Origin of the sequence: Pseudomonas sp. LJDD11 (assembly GCF_024584215.1) — a bacterium.
Lineage (GTDB): Bacteria > Pseudomonadota > Gammaproteobacteria > Pseudomonadales > Pseudomonadaceae > Aquipseudomonas.
This window is the reverse complement of the sequence record NZ_JANJFL010000012.1, coordinates 79,327-102,638: the sequence shown is the minus strand read 5'-3', so window position 1 is coordinate 102,638 and position 23,312 is coordinate 79,327. Positions and strand designations below refer to the sequence as shown.

At 58.5% G+C, this 23,312-nt stretch carries 21 protein-coding genes; all 21 read right to left on the bottom strand.

From position 1 onward, the window contains the following. Positions 1-12: 12 nt before the first annotated feature. Positions 13-1,413 carry a flagellar hook-length control protein FliK gene (locus NRB16_RS15515; protein ID WP_257106456.1) on the bottom strand — a complete coding sequence of 467 codons (1,401 nt, stop codon included), beginning with the start codon at positions 1,411-1,413 and terminating at the stop codon, positions 13-15. Positions 1,414-1,500: 87 nt separating this feature from the next. Continuing rightward, positions 1,501-1,827, bottom strand: a complete 327-nt coding sequence (locus tag NRB16_RS15510; protein WP_045494511.1) for an Hpt domain-containing protein — start codon at positions 1,825-1,827, stop codon at positions 1,501-1,503. A gap of 66 nt (positions 1,828-1,893) precedes the next feature. Beyond that, positions 1,894-3,621, bottom strand: coding sequence for a fused response regulator/phosphatase (locus tag NRB16_RS15505; protein WP_257106455.1), 1,728 nt, complete (start codon positions 3,619-3,621; stop codon positions 1,894-1,896). A 3-nt stretch (positions 3,622-3,624) separates the two neighbouring features. Next, complete coding sequence (locus tag NRB16_RS15500) at positions 3,625-3,927, bottom strand: STAS domain-containing protein (protein WP_257106454.1); 303 nt, start codon at positions 3,925-3,927, stop codon at positions 3,625-3,627. A gap of 54 nt (positions 3,928-3,981) precedes the next feature. Further along, positions 3,982-4,428: a flagellar export protein FliJ gene (gene fliJ / locus NRB16_RS15495; RefSeq protein WP_045489438.1), complete on the bottom strand. Its 447-nt coding sequence runs from the start codon at positions 4,426-4,428 to the stop codon at positions 3,982-3,984. Positions 4,429-4,434: 6 nt separating this feature from the next. Next, a complete protein-coding gene (fliI, locus tag NRB16_RS15490; protein ID WP_045489436.1) occupies positions 4,435-5,793 on the bottom strand; it encodes a flagellar protein export ATPase FliI in 1,359 nt (452 codons plus the stop codon). Further along, entirely contained in the window at positions 5,783-6,628 is an 846-nt protein-coding gene (gene fliH / locus NRB16_RS15485; RefSeq protein WP_257106453.1) for a flagellar assembly protein FliH, read from the bottom strand. The genes fliI and fliH overlap by 11 nt, the downstream gene beginning before the upstream one ends. 3 nt (positions 6,629-6,631) lie before the next feature. Further along, positions 6,632-7,648, bottom strand: coding sequence for a flagellar motor switch protein FliG (gene fliG / locus NRB16_RS15480; RefSeq protein WP_045489430.1), 1,017 nt, complete (start codon positions 7,646-7,648; stop codon positions 6,632-6,634). Then, positions 7,641-9,425, bottom strand: coding sequence for a flagellar basal-body MS-ring/collar protein FliF (gene fliF, locus NRB16_RS15475; protein WP_045489428.1), 1,785 nt, complete (start codon positions 9,423-9,425; stop codon positions 7,641-7,643). The genes fliG and fliF overlap by 8 nt, the downstream gene beginning before the upstream one ends. Positions 9,426-9,440: 15 nt before the next feature. Beyond that, positions 9,441-9,770 (bottom strand): flagellar hook-basal body complex protein FliE, encoded by a 330-nt coding sequence (gene fliE / locus NRB16_RS15470; RefSeq protein WP_045494508.1) that lies wholly within the window; start codon positions 9,768-9,770, stop codon positions 9,441-9,443. Between the two features lie 244 nt (positions 9,771-10,014). Next, entirely contained in the window at positions 10,015-11,412 is a 1,398-nt protein-coding gene (locus tag NRB16_RS15465; protein ID WP_257106452.1) for a sigma-54 dependent transcriptional regulator, read from the bottom strand. Next, positions 11,412-12,623, bottom strand: a complete 1,212-nt coding sequence (locus NRB16_RS15460) for a PAS domain-containing sensor histidine kinase (RefSeq protein ID WP_257106451.1) — start codon at positions 12,621-12,623, stop codon at positions 11,412-11,414. The genes NRB16_RS15465 and NRB16_RS15460 overlap by 1 nt, the downstream gene beginning before the upstream one ends. A gap of 192 nt (positions 12,624-12,815) precedes the next feature. After that, the gene (gene fleQ, locus NRB16_RS15455) at positions 12,816-14,291 is read right to left on the bottom strand and encodes a transcriptional regulator FleQ (RefSeq protein ID WP_045489420.1); all 1,476 of its coding nucleotides are present in this window, start codon (positions 14,289-14,291) and stop codon (positions 12,816-12,818) included. Positions 14,292-14,462: 171 nt separating this feature from the next. Next, positions 14,463-14,759 carry a flagellar protein FliT gene (locus tag NRB16_RS15450; protein ID WP_045489418.1) on the bottom strand — a complete coding sequence of 99 codons (297 nt, stop codon included), beginning with the start codon at positions 14,757-14,759 and terminating at the stop codon, positions 14,463-14,465. A 22-nt stretch (positions 14,760-14,781) separates the two neighbouring features. Continuing rightward, positions 14,782-15,171, bottom strand: coding sequence for a flagellar export chaperone FliS (gene fliS, locus NRB16_RS15445; protein ID WP_045489416.1), 390 nt, complete (start codon positions 15,169-15,171; stop codon positions 14,782-14,784). Between the two features lie 119 nt (positions 15,172-15,290). Then, on the bottom strand, positions 15,291-16,709 hold the full coding sequence (gene fliD, locus NRB16_RS15440) for a flagellar filament capping protein FliD (RefSeq protein WP_257106450.1): 1,419 nt from the start codon (positions 16,707-16,709) through the stop codon (positions 15,291-15,293). A 75-nt stretch (positions 16,710-16,784) separates the two neighbouring features. After that, positions 16,785-17,150 carry a flagellar protein FlaG gene (locus tag NRB16_RS15435; RefSeq protein WP_045489410.1) on the bottom strand — a complete coding sequence of 122 codons (366 nt, stop codon included), beginning with the start codon at positions 17,148-17,150 and terminating at the stop codon, positions 16,785-16,787. 72 nt (positions 17,151-17,222) lie between these two features. Beyond that, positions 17,223-18,074: a flagellin domain-containing protein gene (locus NRB16_RS15430; RefSeq protein ID WP_045489407.1), complete on the bottom strand. Its 852-nt coding sequence runs from the start codon at positions 18,072-18,074 to the stop codon at positions 17,223-17,225. Between the two features lie 314 nt (positions 18,075-18,388). Further along, positions 18,389-19,315, bottom strand: coding sequence for a ketoacyl-ACP synthase III (locus NRB16_RS15425; RefSeq protein ID WP_045489405.1), 927 nt, complete (start codon positions 19,313-19,315; stop codon positions 18,389-18,391). A 276-nt stretch (positions 19,316-19,591) separates the two neighbouring features. Continuing rightward, complete coding sequence (locus tag NRB16_RS15420) at positions 19,592-22,519, bottom strand: TIGR00180 family glycosyltransferase (RefSeq protein WP_045489402.1); 2,928 nt, start codon at positions 22,517-22,519, stop codon at positions 19,592-19,594. 51 nt (positions 22,520-22,570) lie between these two features. Continuing rightward, positions 22,571-23,305 (bottom strand): cephalosporin hydroxylase family protein, encoded by a 735-nt coding sequence (locus NRB16_RS15415; protein ID WP_045489399.1) that lies wholly within the window; start codon positions 23,303-23,305, stop codon positions 22,571-22,573. Positions 23,306-23,312: the final 7 nt, after the last annotated feature.

Here is a 23,312-nt window from a genome sequence, read left to right as displayed (position 1 = left end):
CTTTTTTGCGGATCAGGCGTAGTAATCGATTTCGCTGCTACCCACAATCCGCTGGGCAGGCTGAGACACTGCAGCAACCGCTGCCGGCGCCACTTCATCCTCAACTTCATCCTGCGCCATAGACCCACGCCCGCCACGCTGCGCGCGACTGGCCTGCTCCTGAGCCTGCTGCTGGGCTTGTTGCTGTGACTGGTCAGAGACATTGACGTCAACCTGACCCAGGCCCTGCTGACTGAACGACTCACGCAGGCGCGCGACCTGGCTCTCCAATGCATCGCGCACGCCCAGATGCGCACTGGCAAAGGTCACCTGGGTCTGTTGATCCGGCGCCATATTGACACGGATGTCCAGACGCCCCAGCTCCGCAGGCTCAAGCTTGATCTCTGCCGACTTGAGATTCTGACTCGACAGGTACATGACCCGATCAACAATACCCTCGGTCCAGCCACTCTGATGCATGGCCAACGGCTGACCCAATGGCGAAGCCACCGGCGCAGTCACCGGCCGCGCCGGCTGGGCGGCCTGACTCAACGCGGCAAGACGTTCGGCAAAGTTATCGACCCGGGTATCACCGGCAGCGCTCTTTACATCCTTAAGCCCATCACCGAGCACCGCAGTAAAAGACTGATCACTGCTCTCGGTAGAACCATCCTGAGCTGCCGGGTCACCATTAAGGCTCGCCAGATTATTGACAACGTTCTGCGCCCGAGCGTCGTCGGCGTTGAGGTCCGGATTCGCCTGAGCCTGCCCGGCCTGATTAGTCGCCACCGGCGCAGCCGCACGACTCTTGCCGCCTGCACTTTCAAGCGCAAACTGCAAGGCATGCAGACCGTCAAGCGGGTCAGCCTCCGGATTGAACGCCTCTTCCACAGCAGCAGAAGTTGCCGCAGGCGCCGCTGCCAGCGGCGACGCTGCGAGCTGGGACTGCTGCAGGCCATCAATGGCCGCATCTGCCGACACCGGAGCGTCAACCGCTACCTCAACCGGAATCTGAATCAGCGTCGGCAGCCCCACCAGTTGCTCGACAGCCTCGGACGGATCGGCACTCTGATCATCAGCATCAGCGGTCTGACCCTTGGCCTGGACTGGCAACGAATTGCCGCTTCCGGCAACCTGATCAGGCTCACTCTTGGCCTTGTCTGCCGTATCCGGCTTGTCTTTGCCGACCGCAGCAGGCTTGTCTTTGGTTGCGACCGCCTTGTCTTTATCGGCAGCGGGCTTGTCCCGAGCAGGCCTGGCCGGTATATCGCGCTCAACGGCAGGCTTGTCGCGAGACTGCTGCGCATAGACATCAGAGAAGCTGGAGGCGTCAGCCTTGCTGGTTTCGGCAGGCTTGAACGAATTACTGACGGCACCGGTCTTGGCCGGAGCCGCTACATTCGCCTGGAGGAACACATCTGGAGCAAGCGGCATCGGGATCTCCACATAAAGCAGCACAATGCTATTGCATTAGCAAAATGCAGGCCAAACTAACAAGGGAGATAGCAAGCAGAGCAATACTCAGGTCTGAGCAACCAGCACTTGTCGCTCGGCATTGAACACTTGGCGAATGGCCTGATACTCGCTGTCGATCAGGCTGACAAGCTCTTCAAGGCCATCGAGCGCCTGACGCCGGGCCTGCTCTTCGAGCTGACGGCACAATTCAGACAAGCGCAGGGCGCCCATATTGCTGCTGCTGCCCTTGAAGCTGTGCGCCGCCAGGCCCAGTTCCGTCAGATCAGGCGATGTACCGCCGGCCAGGTTGCGCGCCGCCTGACGAAGCAATGCCAGGCGCTGCTCGGAGTCGCTCAGGAAGACGTCGATGAGCGTCAGATACTCGTCTTCCATGACCTCTTGCAAGGTATTCAATACCGCGTAGTCAATCTGTACGAACGACACTTGCTCACTCCTTGATCAAGACCCCGAAGGCAAGTATGCCATCGCCCCCCAGACAAATTCCACATGCACCGTACAACCATCGGCGGACCATCGCGCATCCCGGCACAACGAGCGAATCAGGCGCAGCCCGCGACCGTGCAGGCCCGCATCATCCGGCAGCCTGGCCAGCACCGCCTGGACGTCGAACCCTTGGCCACTGTCCTGCATGCAAATCTGCAACCTGCCGCCTTGCGCAGCAGAACAAAGCACCAACTCCAGGCGGATGAACCCGTTTTGCAGCTCAGCCAGACGCTTGGCGCGCGCCTCGTAATACCGGGCAAAACCGGCCGCATCCTGTTTGAGGGTGGAATCCAGCCCGAGAACGCCATGCTCCAACGCATTGCTGTAAAGCTCGGTGAGCACGCTGTAAATCGTGGCCGCCTGCTCACGCAAGCCGCGCTGCTCCAGCAGCAGTTGCAGCACGCCAGGAAGCGGATTACTCGCTTTGAGGGTCGCAGCGCGAAACTCGAAGGCCACCGACCAGTCCACCGGCTCCGCCAGACCACTGTCGGACCAGCCTTGAGTCAATGCAGTGGCCGGCAGCGCCCCATGCCCGGCACTGATTTCCAGCATGCTGACATCGTCACGGGCACGGCCGCCAAAATCGTTGAGCGCCTGGAGAATCTCCTGAATCAGCATCTCGGGCTCGCGATTGGCAGCCAGGACTTCGCACAGGCGTTGCGAGCCAAACAGCTGATCCTGAGCATCCCGGGTGTCGATCACTCCATCAGACAACAGAAAGATCCGGTCCCCGGCCCCCAACGGGTGAACCTCGGTATGCGCCTCGAACGCCTTGGGTGACAACACGCCCAGCGGCAGGTGCCGGGACTGCAACGGGACAAACCCGGCGTTGTCGGCGCGCAGCAGATAACCGTCAGGCAACCCGCCATTCCATAGCTCGACCTGCTGCTGACCGGCATCGATGCACAACAGCGCGGCGCAACAAAACATGTCTACCGGCAGGATACGTTTGAGCTTGCCGTTCATCTCCCGCAGGATTTCCGCCAGCTCGTAGCCTTTGGCGGTCATCCCGTAGAACACCTCGGCCAGCGGCATGGCACCTACTGCTGCCGGCAAACCATGCCCGGTGAAGTCGCCGAGAAACACATGCATGTGCCCGGCCGGTGTATAGGCCGCCAGCATCAGGTCGCCATTGAACAGCGCATAAGGCGACTGCAGATAACGGATACACGATGCGTCAAGACAGCCGGAATGCGCCACCTGGTCAAATACCGCCTTGGCCACCCGTTGTTCGTTGAGTAAATGTTCACGATGACTGGCAATCAGGTCGCGCTGGCGCAGCACAGTATCCTGCAGTTGCCGCAGTCGATTCATGGCATTGATCTTGGCGGCCAGCACCAGAGGATTGAAGGGCTTCGCCAGAAAGTCGTCACCGCCGGCATCCAGGCATCGGGCCAGCGCCTCCCCCTCGGTCAGAGAGGTCAGAAAGATGATTGGCACCAGCGCCTGACCGGCCATCTGCTTGATCTGACGGGCGGCCTCGAAGCCGTCCATGACCGGCATCAGGGCATCCATCAGTACCAACTGCGGCTGGTGATCGCGATACAGCTGCACAGCCTCCTGACCATTGGCAGCGACCAGCGGCTGGTGCCCCTGCCGACTGATCAGGGTCGATAACAGCAGCCTGTCACTGGCACTGTCATCAGCAATCAGCACCCGCAGCTCTTGCCCAACAGGCTGCAAGACTTAACCCAGCGTAAACAGTTTGGAGAAATTGGAGATGGTCAGGATCTTGACCACCTCGCTGCTGCAGTTGATCAGCCGCACCTGCGCATGGTCGCCACCGGCATGGTCGCGCAACAACAGCAGCATGCCCAGCGCCGAGCTGTCCAGATAGTGAGTGCCGCGCAGGTCCACGACATAATCCAGCTCGCCGGAAAAAGCTTCATAAGCGGCACGAAAATCCTGATGGCAGGAGAAGTCGAACCTCCCCTCGATAAACAGCGTGACTTGCCGACCGTCTGGCGAGAGACCGCAAGTGACTGTCATAACCCACTCCTGCGCTGCATCAATGATAAGACACAGACTAGACCATGATCGGCGCTACATCTCGTGACGCGGCAAGCGCTGAGACAGCTCATCGAGCAGTTTCTGCTCACGCTTGTCTTCCAGCGCCCGCGCCTCATCAATGTAGCGCTGCACCAGCTTGCGCAACCCTTCGACCCGCGCATAGGCCTGCTGCCAGACGCCACGCGCCCGATCCAGGTTGGCTTGATGCCAGGCCAAGCTCTTGCGCTGCTGGCCGATCGCAGTTTCAAGCTGATTGAGAAAGCGCTGGTAGTTCATCAGCCACTGACCTGAAACGCCATGGTTGCCCTTGTCGATCCACTGCTGCTGATAGTTGAGGCGAAACTGCTCCAGCTCCTCAAGCTTGCTGTGCGCCAGATTGACCTGCCCCTGGGCGTGCCCCAGGCGCTGCGCCGCGGTTCGCTCTGCCGACTCGGCCATTTCCACAACCGGCGCCAAGCGCGCCGCACGACTCTGTGCCATGGCTCATCAACCGCCCGGTGCCGGACCGAACACCGCCGCCAAAGCACCCTCACTGTCCTGCATGCTGAAGCTTTCGGTCAGGCCCTGGCGCTGAAAGCGCACCAGTGCCGGCTGCAACTGAATCGCCAGGTCGGTTTCCCGGTCACCGCCGGCCACATAAGCACCGACGCTGATCAAGTCACGGGTCTGCTGATAACGGGACCACAACTGCTTGAAGTATTGCGCGCGCATCATATGGTCAGGGCTGACCACCGCCGGCATGACCCGGCTGATGGATGCCTCGATATCGATAGCCGGGTAGTGCCCCTCTTCGGCCAGACGTCGTGACAGCACAATATGCCCGTCCAGCACGCCACGGGCCGAGTCGGCAATCGGGTCCTGCTGATCGTCACCCTCAGACAGCACGGTATAGAACGCGGTAATCGAACCACCACCGGCCTCGGCATTACCGGCACGCTCCACCAGTTTGGGCAAACGGGCAAACACCGATGGCGGGTAGCCCTTGGTCGCAGGCGGCTCGCCAATGGCGAGAGCGATTTCACGCTGGGCCTGGGCAAAACGGGTCAATGAATCCATCAGCAGCAGCACGTTCTTGCCCCGATCGCGGAAGTATTCCGCGATACGGGTGCAATACATCGCCGCCCGCAAACGCATCAGCGGCGCATCATCGGCAGGTGAAGCCACCACCACAGAACGCTTGAGCCCCTCTTCGCCAAGGATGTGCTCGATGAATTCCTTCACCTCCCGACCCCGTTCACCGATCAGCCCGACCACAATGATGTCGGCCTCAGTAAAGCGGGTCATCATGCCGAGCAACACACTCTTGCCCACCCCGGTACCGGCGAACAGCCCCAGCCGCTGACCACGTCCTACCGTCAACAAACCGTTGATGCAGCGAATGCCCACATCCAGCGGCCGACTGATCGGGTCACGCTTGAGCGGGTTGATGGTCGGGCCATCCATCGGCACCCAGTCTTCAGCCTTGACCGGCGGGCGACCGTCGAGCGGGCGACCGGCACCGTCAAGCACTCGACCCAGCATGCTCATGCCCATGGGCAGCCGACCAGTGTCAGCCAGCGGCACGACCCGCGCACCTGGCGCAATACCGACCACACTGCCCACCGGCATCAGGAACACTTTGCCACCGGCAAAACCCATGACTTCGGCATCCACCTGGACCGGATGGTGACTGTCGTCGTTGATGACCACACAGCGGCTGCCCATCGCTGCGCGCAAACCTTCAGCCTCAAGGGTCAGGCCGACCATGCGCAGCAGACGGCCTTCAACCACGGGCTGAGTCGGCAGGTCGATGGCGCTGGCGTAACCGCCCAGGCGCTTGGCGAAACTCAGGCGTTCAAGGCGCATGGCCCGGCTCTTCGTCCGCCGCCAGCGAGTCAGCGCCGACCGGCTGCTCGGGGATATCACTGCTGCGCGGCACTTCAACATCAGGCAGTTCGATGCTCAGATCAGGCGCTGCCGGATGCGCAACCTGTTCATGCATCTGATCGTACAGGCGGGCAATCGCCTGACTGATCCGGGTCTCGACACTGGCATCGATCCGGCTGTGCTCGGTTTCAATGCGGCAGCCACCGGGCATCAGCGCGTCATCTTCAAGAATCTTCCAATTCTCTTCATGACGCTCGCGCAGCAGCTTGACCACGGAAAAGTCCTGCGGATTGACAAAAATGCGCAGATTATTGGCGCCCATCGGCAGCAGTTTCAACGCTTCGCGCAACACATGGGCGATTTGCTGCGAGTCGGTTTGCAGTTCGCGCTGAATGACCTGGCGGGCGATATGCTCGACCAAATGGACCAGCGACTTCTCAATCTGGGTGTCTTGCTCGGCGATAGGGTCGAGCAACTGGCTCATCAACAGTTCAAGGCTGTCGAGCTTGGCCGCCAGAGCCACTTCAGCCTCTTGGCGAACCTTGATCCGGGTACTATGAAAACCTTCTTTTTCGCCGGTAGCGAAGCCTTCGTTCCAGGCCTCCTGGCGAATGCTTTCCAGCTCTTCAAGCGTCAGTGGCTGGACTTCCTCCAGCGGCACCTCTTCCATCTCCAGCGGTTCAGGCTCAGGCTCCGGTTCCGGCTCGGGCTCCACATAGGGGTCAAAGCTGGGCAAGGCCCAGATATCTGCGTCACGAACATCCTTGGCGCGAATCAGATCACTGGGTGACGAATCTTTTACAGAGCTGGACATGGCTTAGATCATTTCCTCGCCACCCTTGCCACCCAGCACAATCTCGCCAGCTTCGGCCATTCGGCGGGCGATGGTGAGGATTTCCTTCTGCGCGGTCTCCACATCGCTGACCCGCACCGGCCCTTTGGCCTCCAGATCGTCGCGCAGCAGCTCGGCAGCACGCTTGGACATGTTCTTGAAGACCTTCTCCTTGATTGCCTCGTCGGCACCCTTGAGCGCCAGCACCAGCACATCGGAAGACACTTCGCGAAGCAGTGCCTGAATGCCGCGGTCGTCGACGTCGGCCAGGTTGTTGAAGACAAACATAAGGTCTTCGATCTGCGTCGACAGGTCTTCGTCGACCTCGCGGATCGAATCCATGAGCGCGCCTTCGATGGAGCTGTCGAGGAAGTTCATGATGTCCGCAGCACGCTTGATACCGCCCAGCGTGGTCCGCGAGGTATTGGCATTGCCGGAGAACTGCTTCTCGAGAATCTGGTTGAGCTCTTTGAGTGCCGCCGGCTGCACCGTGTTGAGCGACGACACCCGCAGGATGATATCCAGACGCACTTTATGATCGAAGTGGCCAAGCACCTCACCCGCCTGGTCAGCGTCCAGATACGCCACCACGATGGCCTGAATCTGCGGGTGCTCGTAACGAATGACGTCGGCCACCGCACGCGGCTCCATCCACTTGAGGCTGTCCAGACCGCTGGTGTTGCCACCGAGCAGGATGCGGTCGATCAGGCCGTTGGCCTTGTCTTCGCCCAGCGCCTGGGTCAGCATCTTGCGAATGTAGCCATCGGAGCCAACGCCGAGACTGGTCTGATCGCCGACCGTGTCGACGAACTCGCTCATCACCTCTTCGACCTGCTCGCGGTGCACATTGCGCATTTGCGCCATGGCCACGCCGACTTTCTGCACTTCTTTGGGCCCCATATGCCGCAACACCTGGGCGGCATCGGTTTCGCCCAGCGACAGCAACAGAACTGCGGCCTTTTCGACCTGGGTCAACTTGACAGCCACGGCGCGGTCATTCATCAGCGTTAATCCACTCTTTTACGACCTGAGCCACACGACCCGGGTCTTCGGCCACCAAGCCCTTGATTGCATTCAACTGCGCGTCATAGCCCTCGGTCGGGCTAGGCAGCAGGATGCTCTGCGGACCACCCAGGCTGACCCGGTCGTTCGACAGTTCGCCATCCAGACCGCCCATGCCACCGAGTTCGGCATCGCCACCAAAGCCGCCCAACTCCTTGCTCTTGGGGTTGGTGATGTTGCTCAGTACCGGGCGCAGCACACCAAACACCAGGATCAGGATGAAAATCACCCCGGCAGCCTGCTTGATAATGTCCCAGAACCACGGCTGGGTGTAGAACGGAATATCCGGCAGTACTTCGCCGCGCTCACTGGAGAACGGTACGTTGATGACACTGACGCTGTCGCCGCGGCTGGCGTCGTAGCCCACTGCGTCCTGCACCAGACGGGTAAAGCGGGCCAGATCGGCAGCGCTCCAGGGCGCCCGAGTGACTTCACCGTTGGCCGGGTTGGTCTTGACCATGTCATCGACCACCACCGCGACCGACAACCGGGTAACCCGACCGGCCTGCTGCTTGGTGTGGCTGATGGAGCGGTCGAGCTCGAAGTTCTTGGTCGACTGTGAACGCTTGTCGGTCGGGAACGGCGCCAGCGCCGGCTGACCGGTGGCGGGGTCCATGACCTGCTGACCATTGGCATCAAGCAGCGGCTGACCCGCCGCAATCGCAGGCGCGGCACCGCCGGCACCGGCTGCCGCATTTTGCGGTGCCGTGGCAGGACCTGGCGGCTGGTTGCTCAGCGCACCAGGCACACCTTGCGGGCCAGTGCTGCTGGAGCGCTGCTCATTGACCGACTGCTCGCTGCGCAGGGCCGGCTGGTCCGGATTGAAGCTTTCCGAGGTAGACTCCACCGCACTGAAATCAACCATGGCCGAGACCTCGGCCTTGTAGCGATCACTGCCCAGCACCGGCTGCAGGATATTCTGCACCCGCTGGGTCAGCATGCTCTCCATGCGCCGGGTGTAGTCGAACTGCTTGCCGGCCATGGTCAGCTCAGAGTTCTCGGCCTGATCGGACAACAGGTTGCCTTTCTGGTCGACCACCGTCACCTGTGATTTGGACAGCTCAGGGACGCTGGTGGCGACCAGATTGACGATCGCGGCGACCTGACCGGCTTCCAGCGCACGGCCCGGATACAGTTCGACCAATACCGAAGCGGTCGGCTTGCGGTCGTCACGGACAAACACCGAGCTTTTCGGAATTGCCAGGTGAACACGGGCCGCCTTGACGTTGTTCAGCGAGGAAATGGTTCGCGCCAGCTCACCCTCTAGACCACGCCGATAGCGGGTCGCTTCCATGAACTGGCTGGTACCCAGCCCCTGATCCTTATCAAGAATCTCAAAGCCGATATTGGCATCGGTCTGGCTGACGCCGGCCTGGGCCAGCTGAATACGGGCACGTTGCAGATCATCGGCCTTGACCAGCAGAGCACCGGAATTGGGCTCGACGGTGTAAGGAATATTGGCCGCCCCCAGGGTGTCCATCACCTGCTTGCTGTCAAGACCCGCCAGGCTGCCATACAGCGGCCGGTAGTCGGGTTGCTGAGACCAGAGCACAACGGCAAAACCGATGGCCACGCTGGCTGCCAGACCGACCATGAGGCCGACCTGACGAAGCATGGTCATTTCGGAAAGATTTTCCAGAAAAGCAAAGCCGAACAGCGGCTTCTTGTCCGGGTTACCCGCCCGCGCTGGGACAGAATCAGATGCTGCTTCGGCCATGACTCAGTACGTCCCTTAAACCGGCATCTGCATGATGTCTTGGTAGGCCTGCACCAGCTTGTTGCGCACCTGGGTCAAGGCCTGGAAGGACACGCTGGCCTTCTGCGAGGAAATCATCACATCCGTCAGGTCCACGCCGCTTTTGCCCATTTCGAACGCATTGGACAACTGACTGGAGGCTGCCTGGGTATCGGCCACCTTGTTGATCGCCTGCCCCAGCAGGTCGGCAAAGTTACTGCCAGCGACCTCAGGCACATTGCCGACCGGCTTGGACGCCGCCATGGCATCCATCTGCATGGCCCGCATATCCAACATCAAGCGATTAAATTCAACACCTTGGCTCATGGACATTATCTCTCGTGAGGCCCGCATTTTTTTGACACTGCAACAGCGATACTCAAGTCGTAGCAACAAGAGTGCCAGCTAATATGCAGGCAAATAGCCACCTAGAAGCTTTATTGCATCAAAACAGTGTTCGGAATGAGCGACACCGCCCAATGCCGTGCATAGTGCCACGGCGATATTGCACTGTATCGACAATTTGACCTGGATCACATAAACATCAAACAAAACCGATAAAAAACCATTCTCACGAAGCGTACAGATAAGCCTCGACATCCATCCCCGCGTCACGCATCTGCGCCAGCTTGTAACGCAAGGTACGCGGGCTGATACCCAGCCGCTCGGCAGCCTCTTTGCGCCGCCCACGCTCACTGCGCAATGTGTCGATGATCAACTGGAACTCACGACGGCGCAGGTCTTCACCCAGCGCACCGACCGCCTCGGCGCCCGCTGACAAATCAGCGCCCACCACCGGCACGGCGCCAGCAGGTGCAGGCGGCTCGGCAGCGAAGGTCACTGGCCCGGCCAGGCAGAAATCGCGTGCCTGAATCAGCCCGCCCTGCTGCAGAATCAGTGCGCGCTGCAGTGCGTTGTCCAGCTCACGCACATTGCCTGGCCAGGCGTATGCCACCAGACAAGCGCGTGCCTCCTCAGAGAGCCGCACCGGCGCGTGCTTCATTTTTTTGACATGCTTGCTCAGCAAGCGCTCGGCCAACGGCAGAATATCGGCAGTTCGCTGACGCAACGGTTGCCAGGCCAGCGGGAACACCGACAGCCGATAGAACAGGTCTTCGCGAAACCGCCCGGCCGCCACTTCACCGGCCAGATCACGGTTGGTCGTCGCCAACACCCGAATATCCAGGCTGATCGGCTTACGCGCCCCGACCCGTTCAACTTCGCGCTCCTGCAATACCCGTAGCAGCTTGGCTTGCAGCCCCATAGGCATTTCGGAAATTTCATCGAGCAAAATGGTGCCGCCTTCGGCCAGCTCGAACTTGCCCGCCTGGGCCGCGATGGCCCCAGTGAACGAACCCTTTTCGTGCCCGAACAGTGTGGCTTCGAGCATATTGTCCGGAATGGCCGCACAGTTGATGGCAATGAAGGGTTTCGCAGCGCGCGGTGACTGCAAATGAATGAAGCGCGCCAGCACCTCTTTACCGGTGCCTGACTCGCCCGAGATCAGCACCGTAGAGTCACTTCTCGCCACCCTGGCAGCCAGTTCCAGCAGTTGCTGACTGGCAGGCTCGATGGCCACCGGACCGTCATGCTCGGCAGGACCAATACTGCCCAGCGCATGCTTTGCCACCAGTGCCAGCAACGCCCCCGGCTCAAAGGGCTTGACCAGATAATCCACTGCGCCCTGACGCATGGCGTCCACAGCACGCTCCACAGCGCCATGGGCGGTCATCAACAGCACCGGCAGGTGCGGATGCCGCTCGCGCAACGCGGCGAGCAACTGGTGGCCATCCATACCCGGCATGTTCACATCACTGACCACCAGGCTAAATACATCCTGCGCAACCGCTCTGAGCGCATCTTCAGCACTGGCTACCGCACGGTATTGATGACCTGCCAGTTCCAGCGTGTCGGCCAGCGCCTCGCGCAGCGCACGATCATCCTCGACCAGCAATACCTTGCCCGCCATCAAACTTCTCCCTGAGCGCCGCCGGGAATCAGCGGCAGACTAACAATGGCGCACGTACCGCGCCCGACTCTGGAGCGATAATCAACGCGGCCCTGATGAGCCCGTGCCACAGCAAAAACCACCGCCAGGCCCAGACCGGTGCCGGTGGTCTTGGTGGTGTAGAACGGCTCGCCAATCCGCGCCAGCGCCGCCGCATCCATACCCGCACCACGATCACTGATGCACAAGCGCAGCATGTCACCCCTACGGTAGAGGTGGATCTTCAACTGCGCGGTGCTGCCACTGGCCTGCACCGCGTTCTCGATCAGATTAAGCAAGGCACCGACCAGTGTGTCGCGATTGCACAGCAACTCACCCGGCACCGGATCGCACTGCCAGCGCACCGCAACCTCACTCACATGGGTCTGCGCCGCCGCCTGCAAGGCCTGGAACAGCGCGGCAGGCGGCAGGCGATCATTCAGCGGCAACTCACCGCGAGCGAACACCAACATGTCCCGCACCTGGTGCTCCAGCTCATGCAACCGCTCCTTGAGACGCCCGGCGAAACGCTGCTGAGTCTCGACCGGCAACGCCTGTTCACTCAGGTGGCTGGCATAGATCATGGCCGCTGACAACGGCGTACGAATCTGATGCGCCAGCGAAGCGACCATGCGCCCCAGCGACGACAAACGCTCATGACGCGCCAACTGGTCCTGCAAGCGCCGGGTCTCTGTCAGGTCGGTAAGCAACACCAGCTGGCCAGGTTCAGCGTCCAGCGAACGGGTGGCAATCGACAAGCGTCGGCCGTCCTTCAGCGAGACCTCATGCCCGTCGTCACTGCGCGGCGCAAAGCAGCGGCTGATCACCTGACGCCACAACTCCCCTTCCAGCGGCTGGCCCAAGAGCTCGACAGCCGCCGGGTTGGCTTCACATACCACCCCACTGCCGTCAATGACGATCACCCCACCTGGCAGCAGATCCAGCAAATTCTGCAAGCGGTTGGCCAGACGCTCTTTTTCCGCCAGCTCCTGCATCCGCTGCACACCGGCTTCGGCCAACTCGCCCTTGAGCTCGTTGACCCGCGATTCGAGCAGCCCGTAGGAGTCAGTCAACTGTGAGGACATTTGATTGAACAGCGCAAAAGCCTGTTCCAGCCCCTGACGGCTCTCCAGCTCCGGCGACAACGCCGACTGAACAGAAAGATCGGTAGAAACGTGCAAGGCCTGAGGCATCGAATTCTCTCTCGCAGGGCGAACCGTCATTAAACGGCTTGTTGAAAAGAGACTTAGCAATCACCGTGCCTAACCCGCTGGAAAACCCTGACAAGACCGGTGCAGCGGCGAAAGCCCCAGGCTTTTCAGGCGCATAAAAAACAAAACCTCCGCATTGGCGGAGGTTTTGGTCAACGCCTGGACAGCCAAGCGTCAATCATCTGCCTGTTCGTCACCATCGCGGCGACTCATGCCATATTTGCGCATTTTCTCGACCAGCGTGGTACGCCGGATCCGCAGCCGCTCGGCAGCACGCGCCACGATACCGTTGGCATCATCCAGCGCCTGCTGGATCAAGCCCTGCTCCAGACCACCCAGGTAGTCTTTCAGATCCAGCCCTTCGGGCGGCAACATGGCAGTGGAAGTGAAGTTCGGCGTGGTGGAATTGATCGCCACCCGCTCTTCCAGATCGCTGCGCAGACTGTCGACCATCTGCTCGTCTTCATCATCGACATAGCGGAATTTCTTCGGCAACTCCGACACCCCGATCACACCATAGGGATGCATGATCGCCATCCGCTCGACCAGGTTGGCCAGCTCACGAACGTTACCCGGCCAGCCATGGCGACACAGCGACATGATCGCCGCCGAGTTAAAGCGGATCGAGCCGCGCTTCTCGTGCTCCATCCGCGAGATCAGCTCATTCATCAGCAGCGGAATATCTTCGACACGCTCGCGCAGTGGCGCCATTTCGATCGGGAACACGTTCAGGCGGTAGTACAGGTCCTCGCGGAACGCGCCGGTCTCGATCATGCTCTCAAGATTCTTGTGCGTCGCCGCAATAATGCGCACGTCGATACTTTGAGTCTTGTTGCTGCCGACCCGCTCGAAGGTGCGCTCCTGAAGCACGCGCAGCAGCTTGACCTGCATCGGCAACGGCATATCGCCAATTTCATCGAGGAACAGCGTACCGCCATTGGCGAGCTCGAAGCGCCCGGCACGGCTGGTGATCGCGCCGGTGAACGCACCCTTCTCATGACCGAACAACTCGCTCTCAAGCAATTCGGCAGGAATCGCCCCGCAATTGACCGGCACGAAAGGCGCGTCACGGCGCTTGGAATGGTAATGCAGGTTGCGTGCGACCACTTCCTTGCCGGTGCCGGACTCACCCAGGATCAACACACTGGCGTCGGTATCGGCGACCTGCTGCATCATCTGCCGGACATGCTGAATCGCGCGGCTGGTGCCCACCAGGCTGCGAAACAGGTTCGGCTCACGATGACGGCCACGCTCACGGGCCTGGTCGTACATCTCACGATAGACCTGCGCACGGTGCAAGGCGTCCAGCAGCTTGCTGTAGCTAGGCGGCATTTCCAGAGTCGACAGCACCCGGCGGCGCAGGTCTTCTGGCAGCTCTACAGGGGCATGCTCACCAAAAAGCAACACGGGAAGGAACTCATCCCATGCAGCGATGGTCTTAAGAAGTCCCTGCAAGCTCCCAGCAGCGCTGACACTGCCAATAAGTACGCAAAGTACTTCCCGGGTAGAGCCAAGAGAGCCAACCACCTGCTGCCAGTCCTGACTGGAACAGGAAATGTTCTCTTCGCCGAGAAAATTGAGAATGACCGCCAGATCACGGCGGCGCTGGCTATCGTCATCGATCAGCAGGATTTTGATTTCACGCCACATGCAATAGCAACTTCCCTAGTCAACTCTTTAACCTGCCCGCAGGCAAGCCGCTTGGCATCTCAGCCACTTCTTAATACTGATCTGACGCCAGAAAACGAAAAACATCACTAGTTAAGTCAAAAAAACGGACACAGTCAAATTTATGGCGTGTTTTGTGTCCGACAATCCAACTCAGCCAAACAAATGGTATACCTTCGTAGCGTTTTTGGCTCGCTGAATCTCTGACATCTCATCGACGATTGCCTGACGCTCGCCGACCGCGACGTCAATCAACTGCCGGTAGACCCCGAGTAACTCCTCAAGTTTGCCGCGCAACTTCTCATCATCGGGCGCTGCGTGCTCTACCACCGTCTCGACACACTCACGACAAGCCAGATCGAGTTGGGTAATCGCCTCCCAGTTACGCACAGCCAGAGCCTCAAGCAGCGCTTCCTGGGTTTCTTCGATACGTTGCAATGCAGCACTCATGGGAATAACTCCTGAAAGCAGATCAGTTGATCGTGCCGATGGCGTCCCAGCCTTCTTTTACAGTGATCAGCAGACCTGCTACCTCATCAAGCATTTTCTGGTCATTCTTGATGTTAGCCTCGGCCAGACGCTTCATCATGTAGTGATAAAGGTTGTCCTGATTGCGCAATGCATCAGTGGCGTAATTATCCAGATCCAGCCCCTCACGCAGCCCGCCAATGATGGCGATGGCCTTGCCGATCAATACTCCTTTGTTGCCCACATCCTTGCGCGCCATTGCACCCTTGGCCTGGGCAATCCGGTCCAGGCCGCCCTCCATCAGCATTTGTACCAAACGGTGAGGACTGGCTTCGGACGTCTGGGCATGAGAGCCGATTTTCTGGTATTGACGCAACGCTAGCATAGGATTCATGAGAGACCTCGCGGGCAAGACAAACTTTGTATATTCAAGCTATCGACGCGCGCTCGATAAACTTTAGGCCATAAGGCAAAAACCCGGCACACGGCCGGGTATTCGTCAACGCATCACCATCAGGACGCGTTCTTCTGAGCATTCATCGCCTCAAAGATCGAGGTAATACTTTCACCTGTAGCTTTCAACTGGGCAACCACCAGGTCCATGGCGTTGTACTTCTTGGTAAGCGATGCAGTCAGCGTTTCAATCCGGCGATCCAGCGCCTCCTGATCCGCCTCAAGACGAACAGTAATTTTGTCCAGGCTGGTCTTTTTCTGCGCCAGGACACCATTCGCTGCCGTAAAGGGCTTCAACGAGTCTTCGATTCGTGAGATGAAGCCCTTGTTGTTATCGTCACCAGTGAAAAAAGCCTGCATCTGACCGCCCAGCTGCTTGTCGGTGACCGCCTCTTTGAATTTGGTGGTATCAAAAGACAAGGTACCGTCAGCCTGTTGAGTAGCGATACCCAACTGAGAGAGAGAACCCAGGCCACTTGTAGCGGTGGCCGAAGCAATTTCCTTGCGAACAGCCTCAAGGATGCTGCGAGGCGCAGAATCCCCAGTCATTGGCGCGGCGACAAATGTGCCATTAGAAGATGTCGTACCCTTGGTCAGAGTACTGACAAGCTTGACCAAGGTATTAAAAGAATCCACAAAGCTTTGCATCGAGGCTTGCAAGCCCTCGGTATTGCTTGCCACCGTGATTGTCGAAGGCTGGTTTTTGCCAACCAGCTCCAGAGTCAGACCCGAAATAGCATTTGAGACGCTGTTCTTGGAACTGGTCAGCGCCAGACCGTCGACCGTGAACTTCGCATCCCCGGCCACTGCCGTGATCGCCCCGGCACCAGTAGCGCTATCACTCATTTTTTGGGTGCCATCAATGTCCAGCAACGTACCCATGGCACTGTCACCCTTGACACTAATATCGGTACCTGCGCCGGTAGTTGTCGAGGTGAATACTAGCCGCGAACCGCTCGCGTCATTCACAATGTTGGCGCTGATGCCTTTGCCCTGCATCGTGGTATTGATCTGGTTACGCACCTCCTCTAACGAGGTCGTTGCTGTGATATTGACCTTGGTATCAATGCCATTTTGACTGATGGTCAGTTCACCACTCGGAATAGCACTCGCCTGCGCCGGAGTCAGCGCAGCAGTGGTCACCTTGGACGCAGTTGCAAGCTCCTGGACCACAATGGAGTAAGTCCCGGCAACAGCACTGCTTCCGGCTGTAGCCTTGACACCCTTCTCATCGGAGGAGGTTGCAGCGAAGCCATTGAATGCCGGCGCAGTCGTGCTGCCGAGCGTTTTCAACGTCGAGGTGAAGGCTGCCAGAGCGCCTTGCAACTGACCGACCGCAGTCAACGAAGCCGTGTTTTTGGTGCTTTGGGTGGTGATCTGCTTCTGTTTGGCCGCCTTTTCAGCATCAGCCAACGCGGTCACCATTTCGGTGATCTTCAGCCCGGAACCGATACCCGTTGAGGTTATAGGGGATGCCATATCAATCTCCTTTCAGAAGGTTACAAGGTCTCTGACCCAGCGCAAGCCCAGAAACCCACCCGTACTGTTGCCGTATCAGGCCTCAGCCTTGAACAAAGTGCTATTGGCATCGTTCAGGCTTTCAGCCAGTTTCAACACTTCCTCATTGGGGATTTGTCGAACCACCAAACCGGTGTCACTGGCAATTACTTTGACCACTACCCTGCCAGAATCCTCATCAACCGAGAACTCCAGATTTCTCTGGATCGACTGAAGAAACTGCTGGATCTGAGCAGCAGCGGCCTTGACCTTTTCATCATCGTGCTGCGAGCCTTTACTCTCTTGTGACGAAGCCTCAGCCTCGACAACCGGAGGTTTCACAGCCACCTTATCCAACACGACAGTCTCGCTCGCCGGTTTAGCGGCCGGATAAGACAAATTCAACCTGACGCCCATATCCATTGTCTATTACCTCAGAAAGTAAAAAAGCGAGGAAGTACGTGACCGCACCCCTCGCTTATGCTCACCCCAGAATTACTGGAGCAGTTTCAGTACAGCGGAAGGCAACTGGTTGGCCTGGGCCAGAACCGAAGTCGACGCTTGCTGCAGAGTCTGCTGCTTGGTCAGCTGGGCAGTTTCAGAAGCGAAGTCAGTATCTTGTACGCGCCCCAGAGCAGCAGTAGCGTTTTCGTTGATGTTCTGCAGGTTGGAAATGGTGCTGGTCAAGCGGTTTTGCGCAGCACCGAGGTCAGCACGAGCGGCGTTGATGGTGTTCAGAGCGCTGTCGATAGCCGAGATAGCAGCGTTGAAGCTCGCCTCAGCGGTGGTGCTGTCAGAACCGGTGATCGCAACGGCAGCCGAGTTGACACCCAGAGTCGAAGCAGCGAACGAGCTGCTCAGGGTCAGAGTGATCTGGTTGCTGGCGCCCGAGTTGGAACCGACCTGGAAGGTCATGGTCGCAGCGCTACCGTCCAACAGGTTCTTGCCGTTGAGGTTGGTACTTTCAGCGATACGAGTCAGCTCGTCGGACATGGCCGCGAACTCTTTGTTCAGAGCTTCACGATCGGTAGTGCCGTTGTTGTCGTTACGCGCCTGGATGGCCAGTTCACGCATACGTTGCAGGATGTTGGTCTGCTCTTGCATCGCGCCTTCAGCGGTCTGGGCGATGGAGATACCGTCGTTGGCGTTTTTGATCGCCATGGTCTGACCACGAATCTGCGAAGTCATACGGGTAGCAATTTGCAGACCGGCGGCGTCGTCTTTGGCGCTGTTGATTTTCAGACCGGAAGACAGACGAGTCATCGAGGTCGACAGCGCGTCGGAAGCCTTGCCCAGGTTCTTCTGCACGTTCAAGGAGGCAACGTTGGTGTTTACTGTTAAAGCCATGATGAATTCCTCGTGGGTTGATTGCTGCGTGGCTTCCGGCCCCTGCGAGCGCCGGGTGTGCCTAGAGAACCTTCGTAATAGTTATCGTCGGCATGGCAGGTTGCTTGAGGGCTTTTTTGATTTTTTTTACAAACCACTCTACAAGCCAGTCAAAACAACAAGTTATCGCAGCACTCAACCAGTAAGGATAGCCATTGAATTGCCCCTGGCTCAGGACAAAACGCGATGCAGTTGGCAATCGATGCAAAACACTGAATTCAAATGCACAACGCCCGATCAACGAGTGTCGGGCGCAAAGAGGGCAAGATTACGTATCAGGCGCGATAGATGATCGCCGACCCCCAGGACAACCCCACACCGAAACCGCTCAGGGCAACACGCTGCCAGGTTGACCCCAGCACGTGCTTTTCAATCAGCAGCGGAATACTGGATGAAACAGTGTTGCCGGTCTCGACCATGTCCTTGACGAACTTTTCAGGCTGCTCCTCGAAACGTCGCGCCACGGCATCGACAATCGCCGCGCTGCCTTGGTGAATGCAAAAGGCATCGATATCCTCAGGCTTGAGGCCCGACTCATCTAGCAGCTCATGCAAGTGCGCGGGCACCTTGAGCAGCGCGAAGTTGAATACCTGACGGCCATTCATATAAAACACGCCGTTACTGACCTTAAGGTGCGGCGCGCCGGAGCCATCGGTGCCAAAACGGGCCTTACCCAATTGCCAGGGCGCATCTTCGCCCATCCAGGTAGCGGTGGCTGCATCGCCAAACAGCATTGTTGTGTTTCGATCATCAGGGTCGACGATCTTGGAATAAGGATCGGCAGTGACCAGTAAGCCATTTTTCAGGCCAGCCGCCTCCATGAAGCCTTTGATCGCATAAATGCCGTACACATATCCCGAACAGCCCAGAGAAATGTCAAAAGCGGCAACGCGGGTCGATAAACCCAGTTTGTCCTGGACGATCGCCGCGGTGTGCGGCAAACCCTCTTCGTCACCGTTCTGGGTGACTACAATCAGCACATCGATGCTTTCACGGGTCAGTTGGGGATTGTTGGCCAACAGGGCGTTGACCGCCTCGACACACAGGTCCGAGGTTTCCTGCGCGGCATCCTTGCGCGGCAAAAAGGTGGAGCCGATCTTGCCCAGAATGAATTCTTCATCCTTGCCGAACCTGGCGCCTTGCGCGTAGTTGTCCACACCCTCGACGGGCACGTAACTCGCTATGCTTTTTATGCCAATCATCGCGGCTTCCCGATAGTAAGCAGTTAACCACGCCTGCGCCGTAGCGACGGGCGTGACTTGAAAATAAAGGACTCGTGGTCGATAGCAGCAAGCAAACACAGCAGCGAACAATACGAGTACCGCCTTGCATGCACGCTCGATACAGTGAAGATGCCCGCTGCCGAGTCTAGGTCACGCCCAATGTCACGATTTGCAACAAAGCCATCTGCCATGCGCGACAAATAAAAAGGCCACGAACACTACTCGTGTTCGCGGCCTTGGTAAAGCATCCGTGTGTCAACCGAGCAACTGATCCCAGTCAACCGCCCCATCCTTGAGCCAGGACTCCCGCTGGGAATGAAGATGGTTCTCATTGCCGAGCGGATCCTGCTGCAGAGGCCCGGACCACTTACTGCGCAATGCGTCGAGCGCTGTTGCGACCGGCACCACCTCACCACTGTGCAGCACCTGAGCCTGAGGGGTCAGGACGGTCAGATAACCCGCCTCTCCCAGTTTCAGACACAGATCGACATCGGCAAAGCCCTGACCGAACGCCACCTCATCGAAACCACCGGCAGCATCAAACAGCTCTTTGCGGACCATCATGCAAGCCCAGGACACCGCGCTACAGTTCTGTTCGACAAGCGCACGATCCATATAGCCTGGTGAATCCTTGCCTTCGCCGACAAACGCTGCCGCCACCCCATTGTCTTGGCCAAGCAGAAGACCTGCCTGAGTTGATACACCCTTGCTGTCGACCAGTTTCGCCCCTACGATCGCGACCTCAGGGCGCTGTGCCTGATTGAGTAGGCTGTCGACCCAGTTGGCGGTCACCACCTGAGCGTCGGGCGCCAGGAACAGCAAGTACTCACCCCGAGCCTGCTGGCTGGCCAGATTGTAAAGCGCGGCGGTATTGACGCCTTGTTCCAGCCGTAGCGTCCTGATTCGCTCACCCTTGGCCTGAAGCTCATCGAGCCACTGATGCAGGCGCGGGTCGCGACTGTGGTTGTCGGCAATCAGAATCTCATGCTGTTGATAACGAGTACGCTGTAATACGCTAATCAGGCAAAGCTGCAAGACTTCGAAATTATCTTCACTACGCAGGATGATCGACACCAGCGGACGTCGGGCATGGCGATAATCGATTTGCCAGTTGCCGGGCCTGGTTGAACTGACCTGGGCTTGGTAGCCACGCACTTCAAGGTGACGAACCAGAGTCTGGCTTTGCTGCTCGTTCTCGACCCGCTCCGGGGCCTTACAGATCAACAGCGGTTCGGCAAGATGGGCCAGCCCACTCATGCCACCGCCCTCAATCAGACGCAAAACCAGATCGAACTCCAGCGCCTCAGCAAACCTGGCGGAGTAACCACCAGCCTCAAGAAACACATCACGACGAATCAGCCAATGCCCGGCCATAAGGTCCGGCACACTCAAGAGCAGATCGAGATTGAAGCCTGGGCGCAACACATCGCGCAACGAGCCATCTTCCTGGCGATGAACCTCATCCATCGCAACCGCACGGCACTCTGGCGCCGCACGCAATTCCAGTGCGGCCCGCAACAGCCCTGTTGCAGTGAACACCTCACCGGCCTTGGCCAACAGCAGCCAATCTGCCGAAGACCCGGCTGCCAATTCATTGAGCTGCTCAACGTGACGTCCGGATTTGACCTTGACGAAATGCACCGTGTCCTTGCGACGGGTGTTAGCCGGCAGGTCTCCGGTCATCAGGACCACGACCTTGAAGGTCTTCAGATTAGACGCCAGCAAGCTGTCAAAGGTTGCCTGCAGAGCATCAGCGTCGTTATCCAGATCAAGCAGCAGAATCTCGATCTGTGGACCGCTTTGCTGCAACAGCCTGTCAGCTTCACCGACCTGCCGCACAGTGGGCCGACGATCATCAAGCCACTTGATCAAGCGCCCACTGTGCATGTTGTCGAACATCGCCTTGCGGTCCACAACAGCCACCGACCTGACTCGCTGCGCCCAGGCCTTGAGGTTTTCAGCCTCGTCAAGTTCTTCAGGAGTACTGCCAGCCTGCAGTGCAGGAATCAGCCTGTCGACCACATCAAGATTGAAGACGCCGAGACTCAAAGCCCGCCACAGACGGGCACGCAACGTTTCCTGAGTGTCGTTGGGGTACTGCTGCATCAGTTCCTGCTGCTGGACCAGCACCCCCTCAAGCTCAAGCATCTGCTGGCGGTTTGCCGGCATCGAATGAATAAGAAACTCGATCTCGGTCAATCTGTCGAAAAAAGCCTTGTTGTAGAACGGCATTTCGACAAACTGGATCAGGTCGAAGTGACGCACAGGTTCGGCGCCGGGTTGCTGCCATTGCGAGCGGAAAATGCGGCTCATCCTTAGCGAGCGGCCATGCAGGAGACAGTCGGCCATGGCTGCAAAGCTGTCCAGCGCAAGCTGCCTGGCAGCGCCTGGCTCAAGCTCACTGATCCCGGTCGGCAAGGATGTCAGGAACGCGGCGAACTCCTCGCGCCCCGCCACCGATTGGGCATCGAGCGGCGCCAGGACGGTCAGGACGTTGGTACTGTGGTCGGAACCACCGTAGTTGATTTCCCTGACAATGTAGGGAATATCCAGAATCCGCGCCTTGGCACTGGCCAACAGATAAAAAGAGTGGCCCACTTCCTGCCATTCGAAACTGACTCCCGCCGGCATCGACCGGTGCCAACTACGCAGTAACTCGGTACGGGTTACGGCATAGAATGGCGGCAGGAACTGCGCCATGAAGTCCATAACCCGCTGCGCAGCGCAATCGGAGCCATAATCTTCCTGAACTTTCATTTCCCGCCGGAAATACAGAACCTCGGCGCCGCGCGCCAGATACATCATCCCGTAGCCATGGCACATGCCATAGTCGGGGTTGGCCTGCAGAAATGCCACACACTGGGCCAACGCATCATGAAGCATGAAATCATCATCAGGTGCAAAGGCCATGAATGGCGTTGTCACCACAGACGAGCCATAGGCCAGCTTTTCCTGAAGACTCCCGTAAGACAGCTGGGGCAGATGGTGATAATCGATAAAGGGATACTGTTCGCTCAGCGCCGAATCACCCTGATCGGACGAGTCCAAAACCAGTAGTCGCCCAGTAAAGCCGCGATAGTACTCAAGGGTGCGCCTGAGAAACGCATTGCGATTGTGGGTGATCAAAACCAGAGTGAACAGCTCCTTCAGGGAGCCTGGATTATCCAAAACATGCGACTGCATTTGTGTTTTCCCTGAACCCGGCGCGCGGCCTGGTGAAAGATTCGGCATCGGTTACTTGACGCGCAGCAGATAACCATCCGGCGCAACCGAAATCAGCAGTTTATTGTTCAACCGCTGATCGATCTGGAAATCGGTATTTTCCTTCAGATACTCCCAGACCGCCGTTTTTGGATTGTCACCCGGCCCCCATGGACGATCAGGGAATGCCTCAGCCGGCATATCCTCGACCACGGTGTCCATAACTACACAGTAGCTACCCACGCTGACCAGTGGCGCATACAGGCGCAGCTCTTCAAGCACATGCTCGTGGGTGTGGTTTGAATCCAGCACCAGAATCACCTTCTTGCCGATCGCCTGGGCACGAACCTGTTCAGCAATGCCGGCATCAATGCTGGAGCCTTCGATCATGGCGATACGCTTGAACATCGGGTGGCTTTCGATGGCCTCACGGTTATGAGGGCGGATATCCACATCGATACCCAGCACCTCGCCATGACCGAGCAGTTCGAGCATCGACGCGTAGTAGATCAGCGAACCACCATGGGCAATGCCACATTCAATGATCAAATCCGGACGAACGTCCCAGATGATCTCCTGCATGGCCACCATGTCTTGGGGCAACTGGATGATGGGACGGCCCATCCAGGAAAAGTGATAGCTGTACTTGTGTTGCGCCGACTCATTGAAAAAATCGGTCGCCAGTGCCCGCAGTTTCTGGTTTTCACCCTGAGCCTGGATATCAGCCTCATTCTGCGCTGCGAACTCTTGAGCCTGGATACTGGTCATGTTCAAC